The sequence below is a fragment of the Bacillus sp. FSL E2-8868 genome (assembly GCF_038005505.1).
Lineage (GTDB): Bacteria > Bacillota > Bacilli > Bacillales > Bacillaceae_G > Bacillus_A > Bacillus_A mycoides.
Window position 1 is genome coordinate 397,269 of the sequence record NZ_JBBOTI010000003.1, and the last position, 23,677, is coordinate 420,945.

At 35.4% G+C, this 23,677-nt stretch carries 13 protein-coding genes and 2 pseudogenes; 6 read left to right on the plus strand and 9 right to left on the minus strand.

Features of this window, described 5'->3' with window-relative positions:
- Positions 1 to 103: 103 nt before the first annotated feature.
- Complete coding sequence (locus tag NSS74_RS23170) at positions 104 to 2,782, plus strand: DUF4084 domain-containing protein (protein ID WP_340814387.1); 2,679 nt, start codon at positions 104 to 106, stop codon at positions 2,780 to 2,782.
- Positions 2,783 to 2,798: 16 nt separating this feature from the next.
- Here the strand turns inward: NSS74_RS23170 and NSS74_RS23175 are convergent, their stop codons facing one another.
- Together NSS74_RS23175 and NSS74_RS23180 are read right to left on the minus strand one after the other, a co-directional pair.
- Complete coding sequence (locus tag NSS74_RS23175) at positions 2,799 to 2,945, minus strand: quorum-sensing peptide PapR (RefSeq protein ID WP_340814388.1); 147 nt, start codon at positions 2,943 to 2,945, stop codon at positions 2,799 to 2,801.
- An 88-nt stretch (positions 2,946 to 3,033) separates the two neighbouring features.
- A complete protein-coding gene (locus tag NSS74_RS23180) occupies positions 3,034 to 3,891 on the minus strand; it encodes a helix-turn-helix domain-containing protein (protein WP_044438295.1) in 858 nt (285 codons plus the stop codon).
- 170 nt (positions 3,892 to 4,061) lie between these two features.
- On the opposite strand from NSS74_RS23180, the gene NSS74_RS23185 reads away from it, so the two are divergent.
- The gene (locus tag NSS74_RS23185; RefSeq protein ID WP_340814390.1) at positions 4,062 to 5,822 is read left to right on the plus strand and encodes a M4 family metallopeptidase; all 1,761 of its coding nucleotides are present in this window, start codon (positions 4,062 to 4,064) and stop codon (positions 5,820 to 5,822) included.
- Between the two features lie 38 nt (positions 5,823 to 5,860).
- Here the strand turns inward: NSS74_RS23185 and NSS74_RS23190 are convergent, their stop codons facing one another.
- Genes NSS74_RS23190 through NSS74_RS23205 form a run of 4 tightly spaced genes read right to left on the minus strand, consistent with a single transcriptional unit; the run spans position 5,861 to position 9,224 of the window.
- The gene (locus NSS74_RS23190) at positions 5,861 to 6,463 is read right to left on the minus strand and encodes a response regulator transcription factor (protein WP_002089785.1); all 603 of its coding nucleotides are present in this window, start codon (positions 6,461 to 6,463) and stop codon (positions 5,861 to 5,863) included.
- The gene (locus tag NSS74_RS23195; RefSeq protein ID WP_002143897.1) at positions 6,460 to 7,590 is read right to left on the minus strand and encodes a sensor histidine kinase; all 1,131 of its coding nucleotides are present in this window, start codon (positions 7,588 to 7,590) and stop codon (positions 6,460 to 6,462) included. The genes NSS74_RS23190 and NSS74_RS23195 overlap by 4 nt, the downstream gene beginning before the upstream one ends.
- Positions 7,591 to 8,325 carry an ABC transporter permease gene (locus NSS74_RS23200; protein WP_002143898.1) on the minus strand — a complete coding sequence of 245 codons (735 nt, stop codon included), beginning with the start codon at positions 8,323 to 8,325 and terminating at the stop codon, positions 7,591 to 7,593.
- Positions 8,322 to 9,224 (minus strand): ABC transporter ATP-binding protein, encoded by a 903-nt coding sequence (locus NSS74_RS23205; protein ID WP_002143899.1) that lies wholly within the window; start codon positions 9,222 to 9,224, stop codon positions 8,322 to 8,324. Before NSS74_RS23205 ends, NSS74_RS23200 begins: the two co-directional genes overlap by 4 nt.
- 157 nt (positions 9,225 to 9,381) lie before the next feature.
- Between NSS74_RS23205 and map the strand changes: the two genes are divergently transcribed.
- The 3 genes and pseudogenes from map to NSS74_RS23220 all read left to right on the plus strand — a co-directional run.
- A complete protein-coding gene (map, locus tag NSS74_RS23210; protein WP_016121123.1) occupies positions 9,382 to 10,176 on the plus strand; it encodes a type I methionyl aminopeptidase in 795 nt (264 codons plus the stop codon).
- A 527-nt stretch (positions 10,177 to 10,703) separates the two neighbouring features.
- Positions 10,704 to 12,101 (plus strand): M28 family metallopeptidase, encoded by a 1,398-nt coding sequence (locus NSS74_RS23215; protein ID WP_002143900.1) that lies wholly within the window; start codon positions 10,704 to 10,706, stop codon positions 12,099 to 12,101.
- Between the two features lie 328 nt (positions 12,102 to 12,429).
- Positions 12,430 to 12,599 (plus strand): annotated as a pseudogene (locus NSS74_RS23220) (type I methionyl aminopeptidase); the annotation flags it as partial.
- Positions 12,600 to 12,786: 187 nt separating this feature from the next.
- Here the strand turns inward: NSS74_RS23220 and NSS74_RS23225 are convergent.
- The 3 genes from NSS74_RS23225 to NSS74_RS23235 all read right to left on the minus strand — a co-directional run bounded on the left by NSS74_RS23225 (position 12,787) and on the right by NSS74_RS23235 (position 22,484).
- Entirely contained in the window at positions 12,787 to 18,801 is a 6,015-nt protein-coding gene (locus NSS74_RS23225; protein WP_340814396.1) for a Cna B-type domain-containing protein, read from the minus strand.
- 1,575 nt (positions 18,802 to 20,376) lie between these two features.
- The gene (argS, locus tag NSS74_RS23230) at positions 20,377 to 22,047 is read right to left on the minus strand and encodes an arginine--tRNA ligase (RefSeq protein WP_012262060.1); all 1,671 of its coding nucleotides are present in this window, start codon (positions 22,045 to 22,047) and stop codon (positions 20,377 to 20,379) included.
- Complete coding sequence (locus NSS74_RS23235) at positions 22,047 to 22,484, minus strand: DUF1934 domain-containing protein (RefSeq protein ID WP_002089794.1); 438 nt, start codon at positions 22,482 to 22,484, stop codon at positions 22,047 to 22,049. Before NSS74_RS23235 ends, argS begins: the two co-directional genes overlap by 1 nt.
- 202 nt (positions 22,485 to 22,686) lie before the next feature.
- Here NSS74_RS23235 and NSS74_RS23240 point away from each other — a divergent pair.
- Positions 22,687 to 23,673 (plus strand): annotated as a pseudogene (locus NSS74_RS23240) (S66 family peptidase).
- The last annotated feature ends 4 nt before the right edge of the window (positions 23,674 to 23,677 follow it).

The window sequence follows — 23,677 nt, forward strand, 5'->3', positions numbered from 1 at the left end:
AAAAAAAGTAATTTTCCTAGTAAAAAACACCCTATTTTATATGCTATGATTGGAATTAGCATTTTCCACCTGCGATTCAACTTTATTGAAACGGAGTCATAATATGATTAATCAAAAAAAATATGTACACTTTGTCATGATGTATATAATTATATTTTTTCTTTGGATATTCCTTATTCCTAAGAGCTTGAATATAAAAGAAATTGGCATTCTCTTCTTATTTTGTTTTGCTACACTCTTTTCTTGCTATTGCCTATATAAAGCAATTAAGAAAATGAAGCGCGGTGACAAACTATTTTGGGTTTTAGTACTATGCACTTGCCTATGTGGATTGACAATGGAGATAACTTTATTTCTTCATTCACTTTCTATATATGATCAAGTCATATTCTCATATAAGGCGTTGCCCTTTTTCATCGTACAATATATTTTACTCTTCTCTGGCTTTGCTATAAAGTTCATAAAACATTACTCAATTAGAGGCCTTGCTCAATTTTCATTCGATAGCATCTTTATTGTTATTATGAATATTTATTTTACCTTAACTTTTATTTTGGATCTTTCAAGCTTTCGTATGTTAACAACAGATACCTGGGTTTTAATTGGATACTTTATTGCACAATCATTAGTAATTTACGCCGTTATTAGCCTATATAGAAGAGAACAATATTCTTCTAGCAGAATTTCATTAATTATCGGCTTTACTATCATACTTGTGTACGGATATATACATCTGTTTCAATTAAACGCAGGGATGGAAACTTCTTCTGAAGTCTCTTACTTAATACATACTGCTTCAATTTTATTAATTGGTTTGTCTTCCATACTATACATTTTAGATAAACCAATACAGCATAAAACGAAAACAAAGTATTATCGATTTGATTATGTGCGCTTTATATTACCTTATTTTAGTATAATCATTACTTTTTCTTTTATTGTCTTTCAACCTTGGGATGATAAATTCATGTTAATCGGTCTAGTATTATCACTCATCTTATTATTCCTACGACAACTTTATATGTGGAAAGATAATCAAGCACTAATCGATACGTATGAACAGTTGACTACACAACTAGAAGGCAAAGTGGAAGAAGGCGTATCTGCCCTATCAAAAAGTGAACAACGTTATAAATCTTTATTCGAAGATCATCCTGATGCTGTTTTTTCTTTAAATATGAATGGGATTTTTCAACAATCTAATAAGGCTTGTGAAAGTTTATTTACAGCCTATTATTGTGAAGTAACAAGCTATTCTCTTCAACACTTCATTGATCCACAAGATCATGAATTATTGAAGAAATCTTTACAAATTACAAAAGAAGGTAGACCACAAACTCTAGAAATTCGTACAAAAGAAAAAGAAGGATATTATTATCACCTTCACATTACATTCATCCCTATTTTTATAAATAAGGAAGTTGTTGGGATGTTTGGTATAGCACGTGATATTACAACTTTATATGAAAAACAAAAGCAAGTAGAGCATATGGCTTTCCATGATGCACTTACAGGACTACCGAATCGCCGGAAATTCGAAAAAGATTTAAAAACGATTTTAAATACAGCTCAAAACACCACTAATGACGTTGCGGTCATGTTCCTCGACTTAGATCGATTTAAAAAAATTAACGATCGACTCGGCCATGATGTCGGAGATTTATTATTAATTGAAGTAGCAAAAAGATTACGTGGATGTTTGCGTTCAAAAGATATCGTTGCCCGCCAAGGCGGAGATGAATTTACGATTCTATTACCAGATATGTACTCTGAAAAAAGTGCTTCTTTTATGGCTGAACAAATTTTAACTATTTTAAATAAGCCTTACTTTATTAAAGATGAAGAACTTTCTGTTACACCGAGTATCGGAATTGCGATGTACCCTGACTACGGAACCGATGTAACCGAATTAATGAAAAATGCAGATATGGCTATGTATCGAGCAAAGGCTAATGGAAAAAATAGATTTATTTTCTTCTCAAAAGAAATGAGTATTGCGCAAAATGAAATACACTTCCTAGAAGGTGAACTTTCAAAAGCTCTACAACAAAATGAATTTTTCCTTGAATATCAACCACAAGTAAATACAAAAACAAAACAAATTATCGGTTTTGAGGCATTAATTCGCTGGAAACATCCAAAACTCGGAATTGTATCGCCTGCCCAATTCATTCCTCTAGCAGAGGAAACAGGATTTATTATTGAACTTGGTAATTGGATTTTACGTACCGCCTGCTTAGAAGCAAAAAAGTGGCATAACCAAGGATTTTCTCACTTAAAGGTTGGTGTAAATTTATCTGTTGTTCAATTCAATCACGCAGATTTAATATCAACTATTTCAAAAGTCTTGGAAGAAACCGAACTAAAGCCGGAAGCGCTAGATATTGAGATTACAGAAAGTATCGCGATTAATCAAAATCATTCTGTAATTGCTAAACTAGAAGAACTTCAAAATCTTGGTATTCAAATTTCAATTGATGATTTTGGAACTGGTTATAGTTCTTTAGCTTATTTAACGAAATATCCAATCAATACATTAAAAATTGCTCGAGAATTTATTTGTGGAATTACAAATAGCCCTTTAGAAGAAGCGATTATCGCTTCCATTATTAAGCTATCGAAAGAATTAAATTTAGAGGTTATTGCGGAAGGTGTAGAAACAGAAGAACAATGGAAGTTTTTACACGAGCAAAACTGTGACCACATTCAAGGATTCCTCTTTAGCAAACCTGTTTCTAGTAAAGATGTTTGGATGTTACTCCATAAAAAAACAACCGTCTAAGTAAGACGGTTGCTTTTTAATACTCAAAAGGCATATCTGAAGCTAATTGTACCTCTTGATCATTATGAGAAATTACTTGGCTTTTCTCTAAAGCTATATCTGCTAATGAAATACCCCATGCCATCGCTAACGTTAATAGACTACCAATAAGTAGTTTTTTCATATTCCATCACCCACATTTTTCTTTTAATATATCATGAAAATTTATCCATATCGTATGCAATTATGCATATCTATTTTTTAGGTCGTTTTTATTTCTTCATTTTTTTTATAAGCGTTTCTTTATACGCATGCATTTCTAATATATCGAAAAAGAAACAAGCTTTTTCATAAGCATCTTCAATCTCTGCCCCATCATACTCTAGCTTTTCTAAGCATTCACCTTTTTGATAGTATAACTGTCCAATCAATGCCATACTATTAATTCGACATGATATTTCAATGGCTTTATTTATTTGATAAAGTGCTTCTTCATATTGATTATCTAAGTATAATGTTTTTGCATGATTATGTCTTACCTTCACATCAAACTCTTTATTTTCAGGCAATGCCTCTAATTGCTTTAATATACCTTCAAATAACTCCATACCCTTCTTAAAATAACCATTTTCAGCATAAATATTTGCAATTGCATTTTCTATATAAAGTTTTTGATACACGTCTATTCCAGTTAACTGTTGATTTAGTAGCTTTTTTAGCTCCAGAATACAATATTCATAATCAATCTTCTTTAGCACATACGCAGATACATGATATTGCCATTGAAGAAACTGCTGAAACTCAGGATGATATTCTTCCTTTTTCAGTTCATTCCATACTTTATTATATATTTCTTTATATTTCTTTTGCTTACAAAGCATAATAATTTGATCTTTTAACTGCTTTTTCCTCTCGATATCAGAATAAATGAGTACCTCATAAAAATGAATAATGGGAACTTGTAACTTTGCTGCAATACCTTGCAATATATCCATACTTGGGTATACCGCGCCCGACTCAATTCTGCTCACCTCCGATTGATGACATACATTATCGGAGAGTTGTTTCTGTGTTAATCCTCTCATTCCCCTAATTTTCTTTATTTCGCTTCCTAGTTTTTCTGCGTGCATACTTGCTCACCGTCCCATTATAACAATCTAATTTTTTAAGTTGTCATACCACTACAATAATGTGCATTCGACAATTTTTGATATGAAATAATGCATAATATATATAAAATTCGGCAAATTCCTCATACAATTCATCTCACATACACAATACAAGATTAGGAGTGTTATAGATGAATTATAGAAAACTTGCTAGTGCTTTCGTTACATTCGGTCTTCTTTGTCCTTTATCAACAGAAGTTATTCACGCTCAAGAATTAGATAAAAATGAAGTAAAAGTTGAAATTGCTCAGCCTGGTTTAACAATCGGAAAATTAACACAACCTCAAAACGATACAAAAGAGAATATTGCTAAAAAGTATTTAAAAGGTGAGGTAAATGGGGCTAAAGCTCAACAAGAGCAAGTTACTACTGAAAAGAATGTCGATTTTCAACCTACAAATAAAGAAACAAAAGAAAATCAAACCGAATTACGCCTTGCACAAACATACAAAAACTATAAAGTATATGGTCAAGATCTCATTGTAAAAGTAGATAAAAATGGAGTAATTACAACTGTTAGTGGTAAAGTTTCCCAAAATTTAGACCAACAACTTAATCTTACTATAACAAATTTTTTGTCGAAAAATGAAGTAAAATCTAAATTACGCAATATACTTCAAATTCCAAGTGATGCGACAGAAACAGAATTTTCTAGCGAAACGGTAGTTTATAAGAAAAAAGATGGCTACTATACATACGCAACGGTCCTTACATTTACTTATGAAAACAATGAACAAGTTATAAACGGAAATGCAATCATGGACTTACAAACTGGTGAAGTACTTTTCCAAGAAAAGTTTATTAAAAATAAAGAGAATAAAACTATTAATCAAGTAACAGCACCTAAACTATCACCAGCGAAAGAACAAGGAACTGGGAAAAATGCGCTACAAGAAAATGTATTATTTAATATTGCGAAAGGCTCTGATGGAAAATTTTATTTAGCTGATTTATCCCGCGGAAATGGTATTTATATTTACAACGCAAACTACGCTGATTCCCTTGGTGGCGATAGCCAAGCTGGTTATCCAGGGACACTTATTTCAAGCGATAACTCTAACTTCTTAGATAAAGAAGCAGCTGGTGTTATGAAAAATATGAGTGATATTTACGACTATTTTAAGAAAGAACATAATCTGAAAAGTTACGATAATAAAGACTCAAAAGTTGTTGCTAGCGTCCACGGATTTGATTCTACTGAAGTTAGTGATGGTGTAAAAGAAAACTATGTAAATGCATTTTGGCATCCAGGTTGGAATCAAATGGTCTTTGGTGACGGGCTAAATGGAAAATTAACCTCTGCTCTTGACGTAACAGCTCATGAATTTGGACATGCTGTATTTAGTGGTACGACGAAAAATAAAATTGTGCGATATCCAAGTGCTGAAACATCTGCGCTAAATGAAGGTCTAGCAGATTTTTGGGGTACACAAATAGAATATTACGTAAAGAAAGATAAAGGAAATTGGATTATGGGTGATACGTTAGGTGGTCTAACAATTCGTGACATCCCAGGGGAAATTGGTGACGGCGGCAACAAACTATACACAAACTTAAAAGATTTCTATAATGATGGAAATGATCAAGAATCTCACGTGAATTCTGGAATTATCAGCCATGTATTATATCAATTAGCTGAAGGTAAAACGTATAACGGTATATCTGTTCAAAGACAAGGAAATGAAAAAGTAAGTAAAGTTGTTATGCGTGCATTGCAAAACTACGCAACTTCAGCAGAAGATTTTGAATCACTTCAATCTCACATTGTACAAGCTGCAAAAGACTTATATGGTAATATGACAGCAACAGAATTCGAAAAGGCTTTCCAAGCACATGGATATAAGGCTCTAGCAAAAATTAGTAAAGTAGTAGAAGTACAACAAGGAAAATAAGCAAAAAAGAAGTTTACCACTCATAGGTAAACTTCTTTTTATATCCATCCCTTTTCTTCCGCAATTGTAATTGCCTCAATTCTATTTTTCGCTTCCAGTTTTGCTAATACTTCAGAAATATAATTACGCACTGTACCAGGCGAAAGATAGAGCATCTTAGCAATTTCATTTGTAGTCTTTCCTTCTTTCGCAAGTACCAGCACTTCTTTTTCACGATCTGATAGCGGATTTTGTTCCTGCCATAAGCCAAACATTAGCTCCTGCGAAATTTCTCGCTTCCCTTTCATGACATTTCGAATTGCTGAAGCTAAGTCCTCGCTTGGGCTATCCTTTAATAAATACCCGTGAACACCAGTTTTCATTGCCCGTTCAAAATAACCTGGTCGTGCAAATGTTGTTAAAATCATTACTTTACAAGGTGACTTTTCCTTCTTCAGCGCTTCAGCAACATCTAAACCACTTTGAATCGGCATTTCAATATCCATAATACTTATATCAGGCCTTAGCGATTCGATTAATTTTAACGCCTCTTCCCCATTCGCAGCCTGACCAACTACTTCAATATCATCCTCTAGATCAAGCAGGGCTCCTAACGCACCACGAAGCATTCGCTGATCTTCTGCAATAATAATTCGAATCATGCCCTCACCTCATCTTTTCCTGTTCTAATAACAACTGGTACTTTTACTATTAATAGTGTCCCTGGATTTATCGTACCCAGTTCAACAAACCCATCAATAAGGGCGATCCGCTCCTTCATACCGCGAATACCGTTTCCATCATGATTTTGATTTTCCAAACCTACGCCATTATCCTCTACTTTCAAAATCAGTTCACCTTGCGATTCTAATACAGATACAATGCACTCCGTCGCCTTACTATGCTTTACAATATTCGTAACTGCCTCACGCAAACACATTCCTAAAATATTTTGTTCAATTGGTGATAACGAACTAGAATTAGCTTCTTGTTTTACTTCTAATTCAATATTAGCCGCTTGTAAAATTGCTTTTATTTGCTCAAGTTCTTCTTCCACTGTAATCATACGCATATCAGAAATTAACTCGCGCAGTTGTTTTAAAGCAGTACGAGATGTTTGCGTAATCTCCTTCGCCTCTATACTTGCGCGTTCTGGATTCTTCACAATCAATTTCTCCACAAGCTGACTTTTTAAAGTAATAAGAGATAACGTATGCCCTAACGTATCATGAAGATCTCTTGCGATTCGCTGCCGTTCCTCACGTTTTACTAAGTCTTTAATTTGTTCGTTTGCTTCGTTTAGTTGATTCCTTAACATCTTTTTCTGATTAAAATTACGCATTCCAAATGGCGTAAGAAGCATTAAAATAAACATCGGAACGATATTCACTAAACTCGGGATTGTTAGTTGATTAACATTTACAAATATAAAAGCTCCAAGCATTACAACTAATAAACATAACAACACACGAAATGCCTTCTTACTTGGCGCAAATCCCATCGCACTCGCCGTAAAATATCCGAACAATATCATGAAGGGATTATAAAATAAAGCAAATGAGAATGTGAGCACCATTTGAATACACGCCCACAAAATGAACGTTTTGTTAACAAAATAAAGTTGACGGTATGTGACGGTGAAGACTATCAACATACCGATCCCTATTACAAGCTTCCATCCTGATACTTGCGTTAAATTATAGATTGGAAATAATAAATACACGAGCCACATATACGGGAAGAAACCCATCTGTTTCGGAAAAACTTCAAACCTCTTCTTCTCTATCATTTATACCGCTTCCTGTCTTTTTCTTATATATATTGATACTACAACAAATATAAGGAAATAACCTCCTAGTACCGCGATATTTTCCCATCCAATTGATTTTCCAGCTACAATATCCCATGCCCCGCTACCAAAATGATATGTTGGTGTCCATTCTCCAATGGTTCTTAATACTTTTGGGAATACTTCAATTGGCATCCATAATCCGCCAACTACAGCTAAGCTCATATTTAAAATATTAGCCAGGCCAGCAGCTGCATCCGCCTTTTTGATCGAACCTATTACTGTTCCGAGTGCTAAAAATGGTGTCACGCCTAATAATAACCATAATCCGGCACCAATCCATTGGCCTATCGTTAACTCAACATTATTAATTAATATTCCTGCCATAAAAATAACTAAGATTGAAAAAGCATTCACTACTGTTTGAGCAATAATTTTAGCTGCTAAATATGCGCCCTCTGGAAGCGGTGTAATTTTTAACAAATGTGTCCATCCTTGCCCTTTTTCCTGAGAAAGTCTCACACCGAAACTAAAAAGGGCAGTCCCTACAATACTGAAAGTCGCCATTGAAATTAAATAATGTGCTTTCCATGCATCTCCGTTTTGCGGGACTTGAATAACATTTGTAAAGATGTAATAAAACATAACTGGCATTAATAATGAGAAAAAGATGAATAATTTATTGCGGAACGTACGTAAAACCTCTATTTTACATTGCATCCATAGTGCTCTCATGCGATTTCCCCCTTCTGATTTGCGACAAACTGTTCAAATGCTTCATCGAGGCTTCCACGTTCAACTGAAACGTCTGTTACAGGTAGATTCCTCTGATAAATTGCTTGTAAAGTGGCATCTGTATCTTCCGTCGTTAAAGTGAAGCGCCCTTCATTTGACTGTACTTCTGTTACATGCGGTAATTCCTTTAGTAAACTCTTAGGAATTTTCTCTTTCGAATAAAACGAGATTGTTTTTCGAGAAATCGTCGCTTTCATCTCATCTGGTGTGCCATCTGCGATAATCTTTCCGTTCGCAAATAATAAAATTCGATCTGCTAGTGCATCCGCTTCTTCTAAATAATGTGTTGTTAAAATAATCGTTTTCCCTTCACTTGCTAACTTTCGAATCGTTTCCCAAAACACTTTTCGAGACGTAATGTCCATCCCTACAGTTGGTTCATCTAAAAATAATAAATCTGGATTTCCCGCAAGTGCGAGTGCAAAATTCAACCTTCTCTTTTGACCACCTGATAACTTTTCACATCTTTGCTTTCGCTCTGATTCTAAATTCGATAGCTGAAGTAATGTTTCTTTCGCTACTGGATTCGTATAATAACTACGGAATAACTCAATTGCCTCTTCTACTGTGATGCTGTCAATAACGCTTACTTCTTGCAACATCGCACCGAGGCTATTACGAACATCTCTATGCTTCGGGCTCTTTCCAAATATCGAAACATTCCCTTCTGTCGGATCTTTTAATCCGAGCATCATTGAAATTGTCGTTGTTTTCCCCGCACCATTTGGGCCGAGTAATGCTACTATTTGCCCTTTATTTACATGAAATGAAACGTTATTTACTGCTTTTTTATGTTTAAATGTTTTAGAAACACCATTTACTTCAATAATCTTTTCCATCTCTCCACCCCCGCCGTTTCTTATATTTACATTGTATGCGTTGGAAAAGTTAGGAAACAGTATGATGCGTCATGACATCCATATGACAATTGTCATGTATTCTTTATGAGAGGAATCAGCCTGCATACCGCATGCGAGTAGCAGTACAAAAACAAACATGATACAATCGGATAAGACATATATTCGAGGAAGGACAGTGGTTTTCATGATTATTCGTAATGAACAAGATTTAGAAGGTTTACGAAAAATCGGCCGCATCGTTGCACTTGCACGCGAAGAAATGAAAAAACAAGCGAAGCCAGGTATGACAACGAAAGAGCTTGATTTAATTGGTAAAAAAGTATTAGACGAGAACGGTGCTATTTCAGCGCCTGAAAAAGAATATAAATTCCCAGGTGTAACTTGCATTAGTGTAAACGAAGAAGTTGCTCACGGTATTCCAAGCGATCGCGTATTAAAAGAAGGCGATTTAGTAAACGTAGACGTATCGGCTGCACTTGACGGATATTATGCAGATACAGGTATCTCATTTGTTCTTGGCGACGATGAAGAAAAAGAAAAACTTTGCCAAGCAGCAGTAGACTCATTTTGGGAAGCAATGAAAAAAGTAAAAGCTGGCTCAAAACAAAATCAAATTGGTCGTGCTGTTTCTAACTTTGCACATAAAAGTGGATATAACGTTATTCAAAACTTAACTGGTCACGGTATTGGTCTTAGCTTACACGAAGCTCCAAACCACATTTTAAGCTACTATGATCCAATGGATAATGCGCTTCTAAAAGACGGCCTTGTTATCGCTGTAGAACCATTCATCTCTATGAAAGCTGATCATATCATTGAGCGCGGTGATGATGGTTGGACATTCGTTACACCAGATAAAAGCCTTGTTGCACAATGTGAACATACAGTTGTCGTCACTCGTGGCGAGCCAATTATTTTAACTCAACTATAATCAAAAATAGCCGTTTTGTAGATTCCTTCTACTAAAGCGGCTGTTTTTGATTATGTAACATCCCTATAAACAGAAAGCTTATAAAAATAAAAAGGTGATACATCAAAGTATCACCTTTTTAACGGGGTGAGGCTGTCCAAAAGTACGGAAAACTCTTGAACAGCCTCGTATTTTCATATGGATGCCTTACATATATCACTGATGATAATTATGAAATGCGGAAACATAGTTATCATCACATGATTCAAACAAAAGAAAAGAAATCCTATAACGGATCTCTTTTCCCTACATAATCTAAAGTTTGGGTACACTAGATTCATGCAATGTAGGAGCCTTCAAAACAGAAAGCGATCCTTCATTTAAAATGATAGCATACATATCTCCGCTAAAAATATGCAAATATGCATATAGCGTTTTTTATTTCTCAACATACATTTATTGAAAATTCATACATATAAAGGTAAAATATAGTCGTTATCCGTCTTCTTTTGTCAGTCAGAGAGAATAGAAGAATGGGAGAGGAAAAAATGAGAAAATCACTGAAACAAAAAATAGTAAGCTCCTTGCTTGCTGTATCACTCGCCGTTAGCTTAGCTCCAATCGGGCAAGCAAAAGCTGATTCCACGTCAGAAATTACACAGACTCCACCTATTACAAAACAAGTTGATGCAAACCGCGCCATCGAGCATATCCGTTTCTTATCCGAAACAATCGGTCCCCGTCCGGGTGGTACAAAATCAGAAGAATGGGCTTCTCGCTATGTTGGTATGAAGCTTAAATCAATGGGATATGAAGTAGAGTATCAGCCCTTTCAAGTGCCGGATCAATACGTTGGATTTATCGAATCACCATTAGGGACAAAGCGTAATTGGCAAGCTGGTGCTGCTCCAAATGCACTAATTTCTACAGAAGCTGTTACAGCTCCACTTATCTTTGTTCAAGGTGGTACAAAATTAGACGATATTCCAAATGAGGTAAACGGAAAAATTGTTTTATTCGAAAGAGGTGCAACAGTAGCAGATTATAATAAACAGGTTGAAAATGCTGTTAGTAAAGGGGCAAAAGGTGTTCTTTTATACAGCTTAATTGGCGGACGCGGAAACTATGGACAAACTTTCAATCCTCGCTTAACTAAAAAACAGTCTATCCCTGTCTTCGGTTTTGCTTATGCTCAAGGAAATGCATTTAAAGAAGAAATCGCTAAAAAAGGAACAACAATTCTTTCCCTAAAAGCGAGACATGAATCTAATTTAACATCTCTAAATGTTATTGCTAAAAAGAAACCCAAAAATAGTACAGGTAATGAAAAAGCTGTCGTTGTAAGTTCACACTATGATAGTGTCGTTGGAGCACCTGGGGCAAATGATAATGCTTCTGGTACAGGATTAATATTAGAACTAGCTCGTGCTTTTCAAAATGTAGAAACTGATAAAGAAGTCCGCTTTATCGCTTTTGGTTCTGAAGAAACTGGTTTACTCGGTTCTGAATATTACGTAGAAAACTTATCACAAAAAGAACGTAATCGTATTTTAGGTGTCTTCAACGCTGACATGGTTGCAACAAATTATGATAAAGCAAAGAATTTATATGCAATGACTCCTGATGGCTCAACAAACATTGTAACAGTTGCTGCCTTACAAGCAGGTAAACAATTAAATAATGATCTCGTTCTTCAAGGGAAATTTGGCTCTAGTGATCACGTACCATTTGCTGAAGTTGGTATTCCTTCTGCACTATTTATTTGGATGGGCGTAGATAGTTGGAATCCATTAATCTATCATATTGAAAAGGTATATCACACGCCTCAAGATAACGTATTTGAGAACATTTCACCAGAACGTATGAAAATGGCATTGGAGGTCATTGGTACAGGCGTCTATAATAGCCTTCAACCTACCGTGAAAACAGGACAAAAAGCTGCTTAATACTATTTCAAGCCACCGATTAATCGGTGGCTTTTATTGAGAAAAAATAAATATGCATAAAAGCATATTTATTACATGGTATTATCCTGTATAATTAAAATCGTAATATATAAATAGAAACACATTTATTACATAGCATTATCATGCAGAATAAAAATTGTAATAATATTGATTACATCTAATAAAGAGTTTTTCTAATTATAAGAAAATTATTCTTGCAGTTGTGTGAACTTTAACTTGAATTTCAGGAATTAATGTTTTTATTCCTGAAATAAACGTTGCAGCAGCTACTCAAGAACAAAGCTTTCCAAAATACTATTTCTAAATTAGCCATAAGAATGGCTATGCATTCATCTAAAACTTAATGGAACATGGTCATTGACCTTAAATTACATGAGATAGGACACCACATTCTAAGCTTATGATAATAGACTTCTTAAAAGCAGCTTTATTATCGCTTTAGAGCCGCTTATCTCTATGAAAGCTGACCATATTATTGGGCCGTTGATTGAGTCCAACTTGAAACTGTTCTCTTTTTTCTATAAAAAAAACCCTTCAGGTTGCATTCTTCCCTTCACTTTATCGTGAAGTTTTTGAATACTTACCTAAAGGGCGTAATATCAATAGTAATTTTTCAACTTGTCTGCTACTCAGATTACGGTTTAATCAATAATCTAAAGCTTTTTTATTCTTTTATTCGCTGACGAGCAAATAGAATTCCACCTAAAAGGAACAATACCATACCGCCAAGAATTGAAATCATTTCTGCTGATGTTCCTCCTGTGTTAGGAAGTAATGTTGGCTTATCATTTTCTGTAGTAGGTGGAACTTTTGAATCGCTATTTTTGTCTGTATTTGTGTTTGGATCTGTACCTGGATCTTTTGGATTTGTGCTTGGATCTTTTGGATCTGTACTTGGATCTTTTGGATCTACACCTGGTTCGTCCTTGATTTTTGTATTCGTGATGTCATAACCATTTACTTCGGATTTGTATCCCGCTACTGGTTGTTCTTTCACTTCATACTTGTACGCCTTACCTTCAGCATCATATGCTGCTAAATCTTTAAATTCATATTTCCAATCACTTGCTGTACTCACTTCTTGTGTTGCGATTACTTGGCCACTTTGTAGTAAGTCTACTTTAATCATTGAAGGACGTTCTTTCGCATTATCGTCTTTCCACGTTTTCGTTCCTTCTACTTTTGTTTGACCAACCTTTGTATTCGTGATGTCATAACCATGTACTTCTGTTTGATATCCGTCTACTGCTTGTTCTTTCACTTCATACTTGTATGCTTTTCCGTCTGCATCATATGCTGCTAAATCTTTAAATTCATATTTCCAGCCTGTTGCTTTGCTTACTTCTTGCGTCGCAATCACTTTACCGCTTTGTAGTAAGTCTACTTTAATTGCTTTCGGACGATCTTTCGCATTATCGTCTTTCCACATTTTTGTTCCTTCTACTTTTGTTTGGCTTACTTTTGTATTCGTGATGTCATATCCTTTGACTTCGGATTGATATCCATCTACTGGTTGCTCTTTCACTTCATACTTATATGCTTTTCCTTCAGCATCATATGCCGCTAAATCTGTAAACACATATTTCCATTCGCTTGCTGCGCTCACTTCTTGTGTTGCGATTACTTGGCCATTTTGTAGTAAGTCTACTTTAATCATTGAAGGACGATCTTTCGCATTATCGTCTTTCCATGTCTTCGTTCCTTCTACTTTTGTTTGGCCTACTTTTGTATTTGTGATGTCATTACCTTTGACTTTTGATTGATATCCGTCTACTGCTTGTTCTTTCACTTCATACTTGTAAGCTACACCATTCTCATCATATGCTGCTAAATCTTTAAACGCATATTTCCATTCGCTTGCTGCGCTCACTTCTTTTGTTGCGATTACTTGGCCATTTTGTAGTAAGTCTACTTTGATCATTGAAGGACGATCTTTCGCATTATCGTCTTTCCATGTCTTCGTTCCTTCTACTTCTATTTGGCCTACTTTTGTATTTGTGATGTCATTACCGTTTACCTTAGATTTGTATCCGTCTACCGGTTGTTCTTTCACTTTATACTCGTAAGCTACACCGTTTGTATCGTATGCTTGTAGGTTTTCAAATGTGTACTTCCAATTTGTTGCTGCTGTTACTTCTTTTGTGTTTACTACTTTACCATTTTGTAGTAAGTCTACTTTAATTGCTTTCGGACGATCTGTTGCGTTGTTATCGTTCCAAGTCTTTGTTCCTTCTACTTTCGTTTCGCCTACTTTTGTATTTGTGATGTCATATCCTTTGACTGCGGATTGATATCCATCTACTGCTTGTTCTTTCACTTCATACTTATATGCCTTACCTTCAGCATCGTATGCCGCTAAATCTTTGAATTCATATTTCCAGCCTGTCACTTCTGTTACTTCTTGTGTTGCGATTACTTGGCCATTTTGTAGTAAGTCTACTTTAATCATCGTCGGACGATCTTTCGCATTATCGTCTTTCCACGTTTTCGTTCCTTCTACTTTTGTTTGACCAACTTTAGTATTCGTGATGTCATAACCATGTACTCCTGTTTGATATCCGTCTACTGCTTGTTCTTTTACTTCATACTTGTATGCTACTCCGTTTGCATCGTATGCTTGTAGGTTTTCAAATGTGTACTTCCAATTTGTTGCTTTGCTTACTTCTTTTGTGTCTACTACTTTACCATTTTGTAGTAAATCTACTTTAATCATTGTTGGACGATTTTTCGCATTATCGTCTTTCCATGTTTTCGTTCCTTCTACTTTCGTCTTGCTTACTTTTGTATTCGTAATGTCATATCCTTTGACTGCGGATTGATATCCGTCTACTGGTTGTTCTTTTACTTCATACTTATATGCCTTACCTTCGGTATCGTATGCCACTAAATCTGTAAACGCATATTTCCATTCGCTTGCTGCACTTACTTCTTTTGTATCGATTACCTTGCCATTCTGTAGTAGGTCGACTTTGATTGTTTCTGGACGCCCTTCACCGTTTCCGTCCTTCCATACCTTCGTTCCTTCTACTTTTGTTTGACCAACCTTTGTATTCGTGATGTCATTACCGTTTACTTCTGTTTGATATCCGTCTACTGCTTGTTCTTTCACTTCATACTTGTATGCCTTACCTTCGGCATCATATGCCGCTAAATCTTTGAATTCATATTTCCAACCTTTTTCCGCTGTTACTTCTTGCGTTGCGATTACTTGGCCATTTTGTAGTAAGTCTACTTTAATCATCGTCGGACGATTTTTCGCATTATCATCCTTCCACGTTTTCGTTCCTTCTACTTTTGTTTTGCCTACTTTTGTATTCGTGATGTCATTACCGTTTACTTCCGATTGATATCCGTCTACTGCTTGTTCTTTCACTTTATACTCGTAAGCTACTCCGTTTGCATCGTATGCTTGTAGGTTTTCAAATGTGTACTTCCAATTTGTTACTTCTGTTACTTCTTTTGTGTCTACTACTTTACCATTTTGTAGTAAGTCTACTTTAATCATCGTCGGACGATCTGTTGCATTGTTATCGTTCCAAGTCTTTGTTCCTTCTACTTTCGTTTCGCCTACTTTTGTATTTGTGATGTCATTACCTTTGACTTCCGATTTATATCCATCTACTGCTTGTTCTTTCACTTTATACTCGTAAGCTACTCCGTTTGCATCGTATGCTTGTAGGTTTTCAAATGTGTACTTCCAATTTGTTGCTTCTGTTACTTCTTTTGTGTCTACTACTTTACCGTTTTGTAGTAAATCTACTTTAATCATCGTCGGACGATCTGTTGCGTTGTTATCGTTCCAAGTCTTTGTTCCTTCTACTTTCGTTTCGCCTACTTTTGTATTCGTGATGTCATAACTGCTTACGCTAGATTTATATCCCGCAATCGGTTGTTCTTTCACTTCATACTGATAAGCTACTCCACTCGCATCGTATGCTTCTAAATCTGCAAATATATATTTCCAACCCATTACTGCTAGTACATCTTGTGTTTTGATTACGTTACCGTTTTGTAGTAAGTCTACTTTGATCATTGCCGGACGGTCTATTGCATTTCCGTCTTTCCACGTCTTTGTTCCTTCTACTGTCAATTTTGCTACTTTTGTGTTTGTAATGTTGTAGCCATTTACTTCCGATTTATATCCCGCTACTGGATGCTCTTTTACTGTGTACGTATAAGGAACACCATTTGCATCATATCGTGCTAAGTCTGCAAATGTATAATTCCAACTGGTTGCTTCTGTTACATCTTGTGTTTGAATTACATTGCCATTTTGCAATAAGTCTACTTTGATTGTTGTTGGTCGATCTGATGCATTGTTGTCATTCCAAGTTTTCGTTCCTGCTACTGTTGTTTTTGCATCTTTTGTATTCGTAATGTCATATCCTTTTACTTCGGATTGATATCCATCTACTGCTTGTTCTTTCACTTCATACTTGTACGCTTTTCCTTCGGCATCATATGCCGCTAAATCTTTGAATTCATACTTCCAACCGCTTGCTTCTGTTACTTCTTGCGTTGCGATTACTTTATCGTTTTGTAGTAAGTCTACTTTGATTGTTTTCGGACGATCCGGTGAATTGTTATCCTTCCACGTTTTCGTTCCTTCTACTTTTGTTTGACCTACTTTTGTATTTGTAATGTCATAACCTTTTACTTCGTATTGATATCCGTCTACTGCTTGTTCTTTCACTTCATACTTGTTTGCCTTACCTTCGGCATCGTATGCCGCTAAATCTTTGAATTCATATTTCCAACCTGTTGCTTCTGTTACTTCTTGTGTTGCGATTACTTGGCCATTTTGTAGTAAGTCTACTTTAATCATCGTCGGACGATCTTTCGCATTATCATCCTTCCACGTTTTCGTTCCTTCTACTTTCGTCTTGCCTACTTTTGTATTCGTGATGTCATAACCTTTTACTTCTGTTTGATATCCATCTACTGCTTGTTCTTTCACTTCATACTTATATGCCTTACCTTCGGCATCATATGCCGCTAAATCTTTGAACTCATACTTCCAACCGCTTGCTTCTGTTACTTCTTGCGTTGCGATTACTTGGCCATTTTGTAGTAAGTCTACTTTAATCATATTCGGACGATTTTCCGCATTTCCGTCCTTCCATGTTTTCGTTCCTTCTACTTTGGTTGTTTGTACCACTTTTGTATTTGTAATGTCATAACCATTTACTTCTGTTGTGTATCCATCTATCGGTTGTTCTTTTACTTCATACTTGTACGCCACTCCATTTGCATCATAGACTGCTAGGTTGTCAAATTTGTATTTCCAACCATCTGCCGCTGTTACTTCTTTTGTGTCTACTATTTTCTCATTTTGTAGTAATTCTACTTTGATTGAACTTGGACGATCTTTCTCGTTATCGCCTTTCCACATCTTCGTTCCTGAAACAGATGTAGTTTTCACTTTATTTGGAATATCCAGTTCGACTCCATTTTCATCATCTGATTTTATTTCAAACTCTACTTTTTTCTGAGGATCGAAATCAATATAGTCTGGAGCTGAAACCTCTTGTACATAATATTTACCTGGTGATAATTGAGGAGTTTCAACTATCCCTTTTTCATTTGTTTTATATTCGCCCCCAACTTGTTCACCAGACTCTTTATACAACTTAAACGAAACATTCGGGATTACTTTTTCTTTATTTCCTTCAATATGTTTAACAATTTTCAGCTTTCCTTTTGGAACCTTGTTACCGGTAGCACCACCGCTAGCTTCCATATTTTCGACTGGGTAACTGCCCGATTCATTAACTGGCTCTTTGTTCCAAACTTGGTAATCAATCGTATAATCATTCTTAAAAAACTCTTGCTTCTTCCCTGCTTCCGTTATAGTAGAGCTATAACCAATCGAAAAGGCGGCAAGACGTGCTTTATCCTTATTAAGCACAACTTTAAATGATCTGTCACCAGTAAAGGTAATCGTTCCGTAACCTTGCTTTTCAAACTCTTGTAGCGTTAAATATCGATTACCTAGGTAATTATCTACACTTATATAGAAACTATCCTTATTAAGTGTTTGACCTTCCTGTAAATTATCAGTCACAACAATATCACGACTTAACTCTTCTTTATTTAAATTTATATTCAAGAACCAACGTACTTCATTGTCCTTACCTGAGTTCATATCACCAGTTTTATAAAAAAACGGTGGCTTTCCAGGATCTGTGCCACCACCACTACTTGGACCGGTAATTGTTACAGACTGCTTATCTACAGTTGTACCGAAATTAGTTTCAATCTCTTTCTTTTGATCCGTTCCTACATTAGTAGCTTCCACGAAAAAGTTTAAATACCCTTGAATATTTTCATATGTATCCACTTTATCATTAAATGTACATACCACAGTACCTGCTGTAACTTTACAAGTACCATAGTCATTTAATGGAAACTCTCTATCTAATCCTTTTAATTCTGGAGGCAGTGTTAATGTTAGTGTGTCTCCAGGCTTCAGCCTAAGTCCATCTTTTTCACTGAAGTTTACAGTTACTTTAGTCCTTTCTGTGGTACTTAGATTTGTTTTACCAATCTGAAAACTATCCACAAGTCCTGCTGTGTTTAGCTCTTGTGCATTTGCTACTATAGGTAAAAGACTTTGACCTATAGTAAACATAAAAATCATTATAATCGAAAAAATCGAAGTAACTCTTTTTAAATACATATTTTATGTTATCCTCCTATAAAATTAAAAATAGATAGATCCTGGTACAAGCATACTATGACAAAGATTCTACTATTCAATGTCATTAAGCCACTTTACTAAAACTTGTTTGACAGCTATTATCATCTTTTTCTCTTTTTCAATCCTTCTACTACTTAAAAAATTGCAGTTTGACTTTTATATAGATTCATCTAATTTCTCCGACATTTTATTTATCGTATATACTGTTTAACAAAAACAGATACAGGACAAATTTTGATAAAGGAATTCAAATTACAAATACCCATGAACGAACAAACAACTTCAAAGTCAGAAGAAGACCACTCAACAAGCACTCACGATAAAACTCATGACGGTCATTGTCTTATTATGCTGTAGAGTTTCCGAAATTTCTCCATACCAACGCAAACGTTTGCTCTATAAATGCAAAAATTTCATTGTCGACAAGTATGGAAGAGCTACTTCACAGTAAATATGCATTTGGTCAACTTCCTTACTTATCCTCATAAAGAATAACAAGAAGTACAATCTATAATCGAATTTAGCATATCAGCCGAAGAAGGTTACGACTGTGAAACATGCTAGGATACTCGTATTCTAAAAGATGTTATTGAAGATGCATTTTCTGCCATTATAAGTTGAGGTGAAATTGGCCATATGTTAAAACGTTTTGTGTTTAGTTACACAGCCGACCTACACACCGAAACAAGTAGAACAAGAATCGTTCCACCGCCAGCATTATATAATTAAAAACGCTCTGGATGAAGTATTGTTTGCCTATGCAAGATGAAAGTCATATTCTCCAAATTTGAATACAGTGGACCGAATTTGGGGGTAACTAAAAAAGAGTATGATTGTCAACTGATTTCATGTAAATCGTATAGAAATACGAAATTCAGCCTTTTCATTTTTGGAGTATATAAATGAGTGTCGAGAAAAAAACCTTTTCCTAATGGGTTCCATGGCTATGTCGAAGAATTAAAATGAGCTTATATATGATGATAATATCAAAACCGAGAAATTTATATCCTTTCATTATTTTTTATCAAATCATGAAACCTTTAATTGTACTATATGTACTATTTTAAACATACCACCCCTAGTTTCTTGACTAAGTTGGAAGTTTTCAAGATTAATTACTAATTGTTTAAATACTTGGTTAGATGAATTGTTCTTTTAGTATTTGGCATAGCTGTAACAATGTTTTTTACAACAATCACACCATTTTCTAGTAACATTCCACCAACTAATAATACATATATGGATTTTTGATAATCTTACCCCCAACAGTCTATTATTCTAGAATCGTTCCTAAAAATCAATAGTTAATTGGTATTTTACTATTTTCACTCCATCACCATAACATATATTTGTCACATGTATTTAGATTAGAAAATTGGCACAGAAAAAGAGATAGCTTTGCCATCTCTTTTTCTGTTTCAACTTCCCCTTATCAAGCCACACGACTTTTCGGTGCTCTTCTTTCTTTGACTTCTGATCAGTCTATAGACTGATCAGAAGTTTATATATCAACTTGTATATCAATTCTAAACAAAAATAGACATCTTTTCTTTATTACATTTTTTCTGGTGCAGATACTCCTACGATTGCTAATGCATTTTGAAGTGTCGTGCGTACTGCTTTCATTAATTCGTAACGAGCTTTACTTAATTCTAAGTTATCTTGGTTTAATACTTTTTCTGCATTGTAGAAGCTGTGTAATGCTGCAGCTAATTCAAATGCATAGCTTGTAATGCGGTGTGGCAGACGTTTTTGCGCTGCATCCGCAACTACAGCTGGGAATTCACCAAGTTTTTTCAGTAACTCTACTTCTTTCTCAGAAGTAACAAGTTTGTAATTTACGTCTCCGCCTGTAGCTAATCCTAACTCTTCACCTTGACGAAGGATACTGCATACACGAGCATGTGCATATTGTGCATAGTATACTGGGTTTTCATTAGATTTTGATACAGCTAAGTCCATATCGAAGTCTAAATGAGAATCACCGCTACGCATTGCGAAGAAGTATCGCATTGCGTCCACGCCTACTTCTTCCATAAGCTCACGAAGTGTAACTGCTTTACCTGTACGCTTACTCATTTTCATTTTTTCACCATTTTGGTACAGTTGTACCATTTGGATGATTTCTACTTCAAGTGTTTCTTTATCGTAACCTAGTGCTTGAATAGCAGCTTTCATACGAGGAATGTAACCGTGGTGGTCAGCACCCCAAATGTTGATTAGCTTATCGAAACCACGCTCTAATTTATCACGGTGATAAGCGATATCTGGCGTTAAGTATGTGTAAGAACCGTCATTTTTAATTAATACACGGTTTTTGTCGTCACCGTAAGTCATTGAACGGAACCAAGTTGCTCCGCCTTCTTCAAAGATTTCGTCACGCTGTTTTAATACAGCAAGAGCCTGATCAATTTTTCCGTTTTTGTATAATGATGTTTCTGAGAACCACACATCGAAGTTAACACGGAAGCTTGCTAAATCTTTTTGAAGTTTTGCTAACTCATATTTTAAACCGTATGAACGATAGAATTCATAGCTTTCTTCTGCATCAGCTTTTGCATAACGATCGCCAAACTCTTCAGCTAAGCGTTTACCGATTCCAATGATGTCCGCACCATGGTAACCGTCTTCTGGCATTTCTTTCTCTAAACCTAAAGCTTGCATGTAACGAGCTTCAACAGAAAGAGCTAAGTTATGAATTTGGTTACCAGCATCATTAATGTAGTACTCACGAGATACATCATATCCTGCTTTTGCTAATACGTTACATAAAGTGTCACCTACTGCCGCACCACGCGCATGTCCTAAGTGAAGATCGCCTGTTGGATTCGCAGATACGAACTCAATTTGTACTTTTTCACCTTTACCAGTATTCGTTTCACCGTATGCTTCACCAGCGTTGACGATTGTTGGGATTAAGTCTGTTAAGTAGCTATTATCCATGTAGAAGTTAATGAAACCTGGACCAGCGATTTCAATTTTTTCAATAGAAGCTTTTGCTTTATCGAAGTTTGCAACTAAGTCTTCTGCAATCATACGAGGTGCTTTTTTCGCAACGCGTGCAAGTTGCATTGCCATATTTGTAGAGAAGTCACCATTTGTTTTATCTTTTGGAGATTCTAATACAACGTTTGGAATTTGTTCTTCTGTCGCTAGTTCTGCCTTTAATACAGCAGCTTGAATTTCTTCTTTAATCAATCCTTTTACTTGTTCTAAAGAATTCATTATTTTGCCTCCTTCAAATTAAGTGTAATTGTATATCTGCCAGCTTCTTGTTCACTTAGAAGCAATGCGTACGTTAAGAAGAGTTGTCCTTTTTTCTTTTCATCCGACCATTTAAAAAGAACGTTATCAGTTTTCGTTTGCAATGCAAACGTACCAAGTTCACTCGTATACGTACCAGTTGTCCATTCACCTTTCACATGCGTCTGACGCATAGAAATAGCACCTGAACGCATAATGAGAACTTGTTCATCTTGAATTTTAATAATTGTTTTCACTTCGCCTTGTTCGTTCGGCTCTTGGAATGTTATATATGTACCTTGACCTTTTACATAGTATTGACCATTTGCTTCAAAAGCAACGGTTTCCTTCCTCGCCCCTTCACGGATTTCTGTTACGAAATGAACGTGTACCGGCAAGCCTGCAAGTTGTTTCTTCACGTCTTGCACACCCTTCAAATGTTATAGATATTAAATACTACTTATAATAAATCACTTTTCCTATCATATCAAAAAAAGACTCTGTCTGTCTGCTGAAAAATCAGGAAAACTCCTTTTCAAAAAATAATTCACCTTCACTTTATTTCATATGTTAAAATATTTTTTAAATCTAAATATTCTTTCATTTAAAGGGGTGAATTTGGTGCTACCAACAAAATTAAAAAAAGGTGATGAAATAAGGGTTATTTCACCATCTTGTAGTTTAAGTATTGTCTCAAATGAAAACAGAGACCTTGCTATAAAAAGATTAACCGACATAGGCTTTCAAGTTACATTCTCAAAATATGCTGATGAGATAGATCGATTCGCTTCCTCTTCTATTTCTTCACGAGTTCAAGACCTCCACGAAGCATTTAGAGATCCTAATGTAAAAGCTATTTTGACGACACTTGGCGGATACAACTCTAATGGTTAATTGAAACATCTCGATTATGATTTAATTCGAGAAAATCCGAAAATTTTCTGCGGTTATTCTGATATTACCGCTTTAAGTAACGCGATTTATGCTAAAACAGGCTTAGTTACATATTCAGGTCCTCACTTCTCTTCATTTGGAATGGAGAAAGGGCTCGATTATACGACCGATTACTTTTTAAAGTGCTTAACTTCTCATGAACCTATTGAAATACTACCAGCTGAAACTTGGAGCGATGACTCTTGGTATATGGATCAAGAAAATCGAGAATTTATTAAAAATGAAGGATATGTTTCAATTCAAGAAGGGGAAGCGATGGGAGATATTATTGGTGGCAATATGAGTACATTTAATTTACTGCAAGGTACACCATATATGCCAAGCTTACAGGGCAAAATTTTATTTCTTGAAGAGGATAGTTTAACAGGAAAATCTACCCTAAAAACTTTTGATCGATATTTACATTCTCTTATGCAGCAACCTGACTTTGAACATGTAAAAGGCATTCTTATAGGACGAATGCAAAAAGGAGCAGAATGTATGATAGAGGACATTCAAGAAATGATTGCTTCAAAGCCTGAACTTGCTCATATCCCTATTATTGCGAATGCCAGTTTCGGACATACAACTCCAATCTTTACTTTCCCAATTGGCGGAAGGGCAAAAATCATTTCTAATAAAGAAAGTTCAGCTATCACCATTTTAACGCACTAAAAAA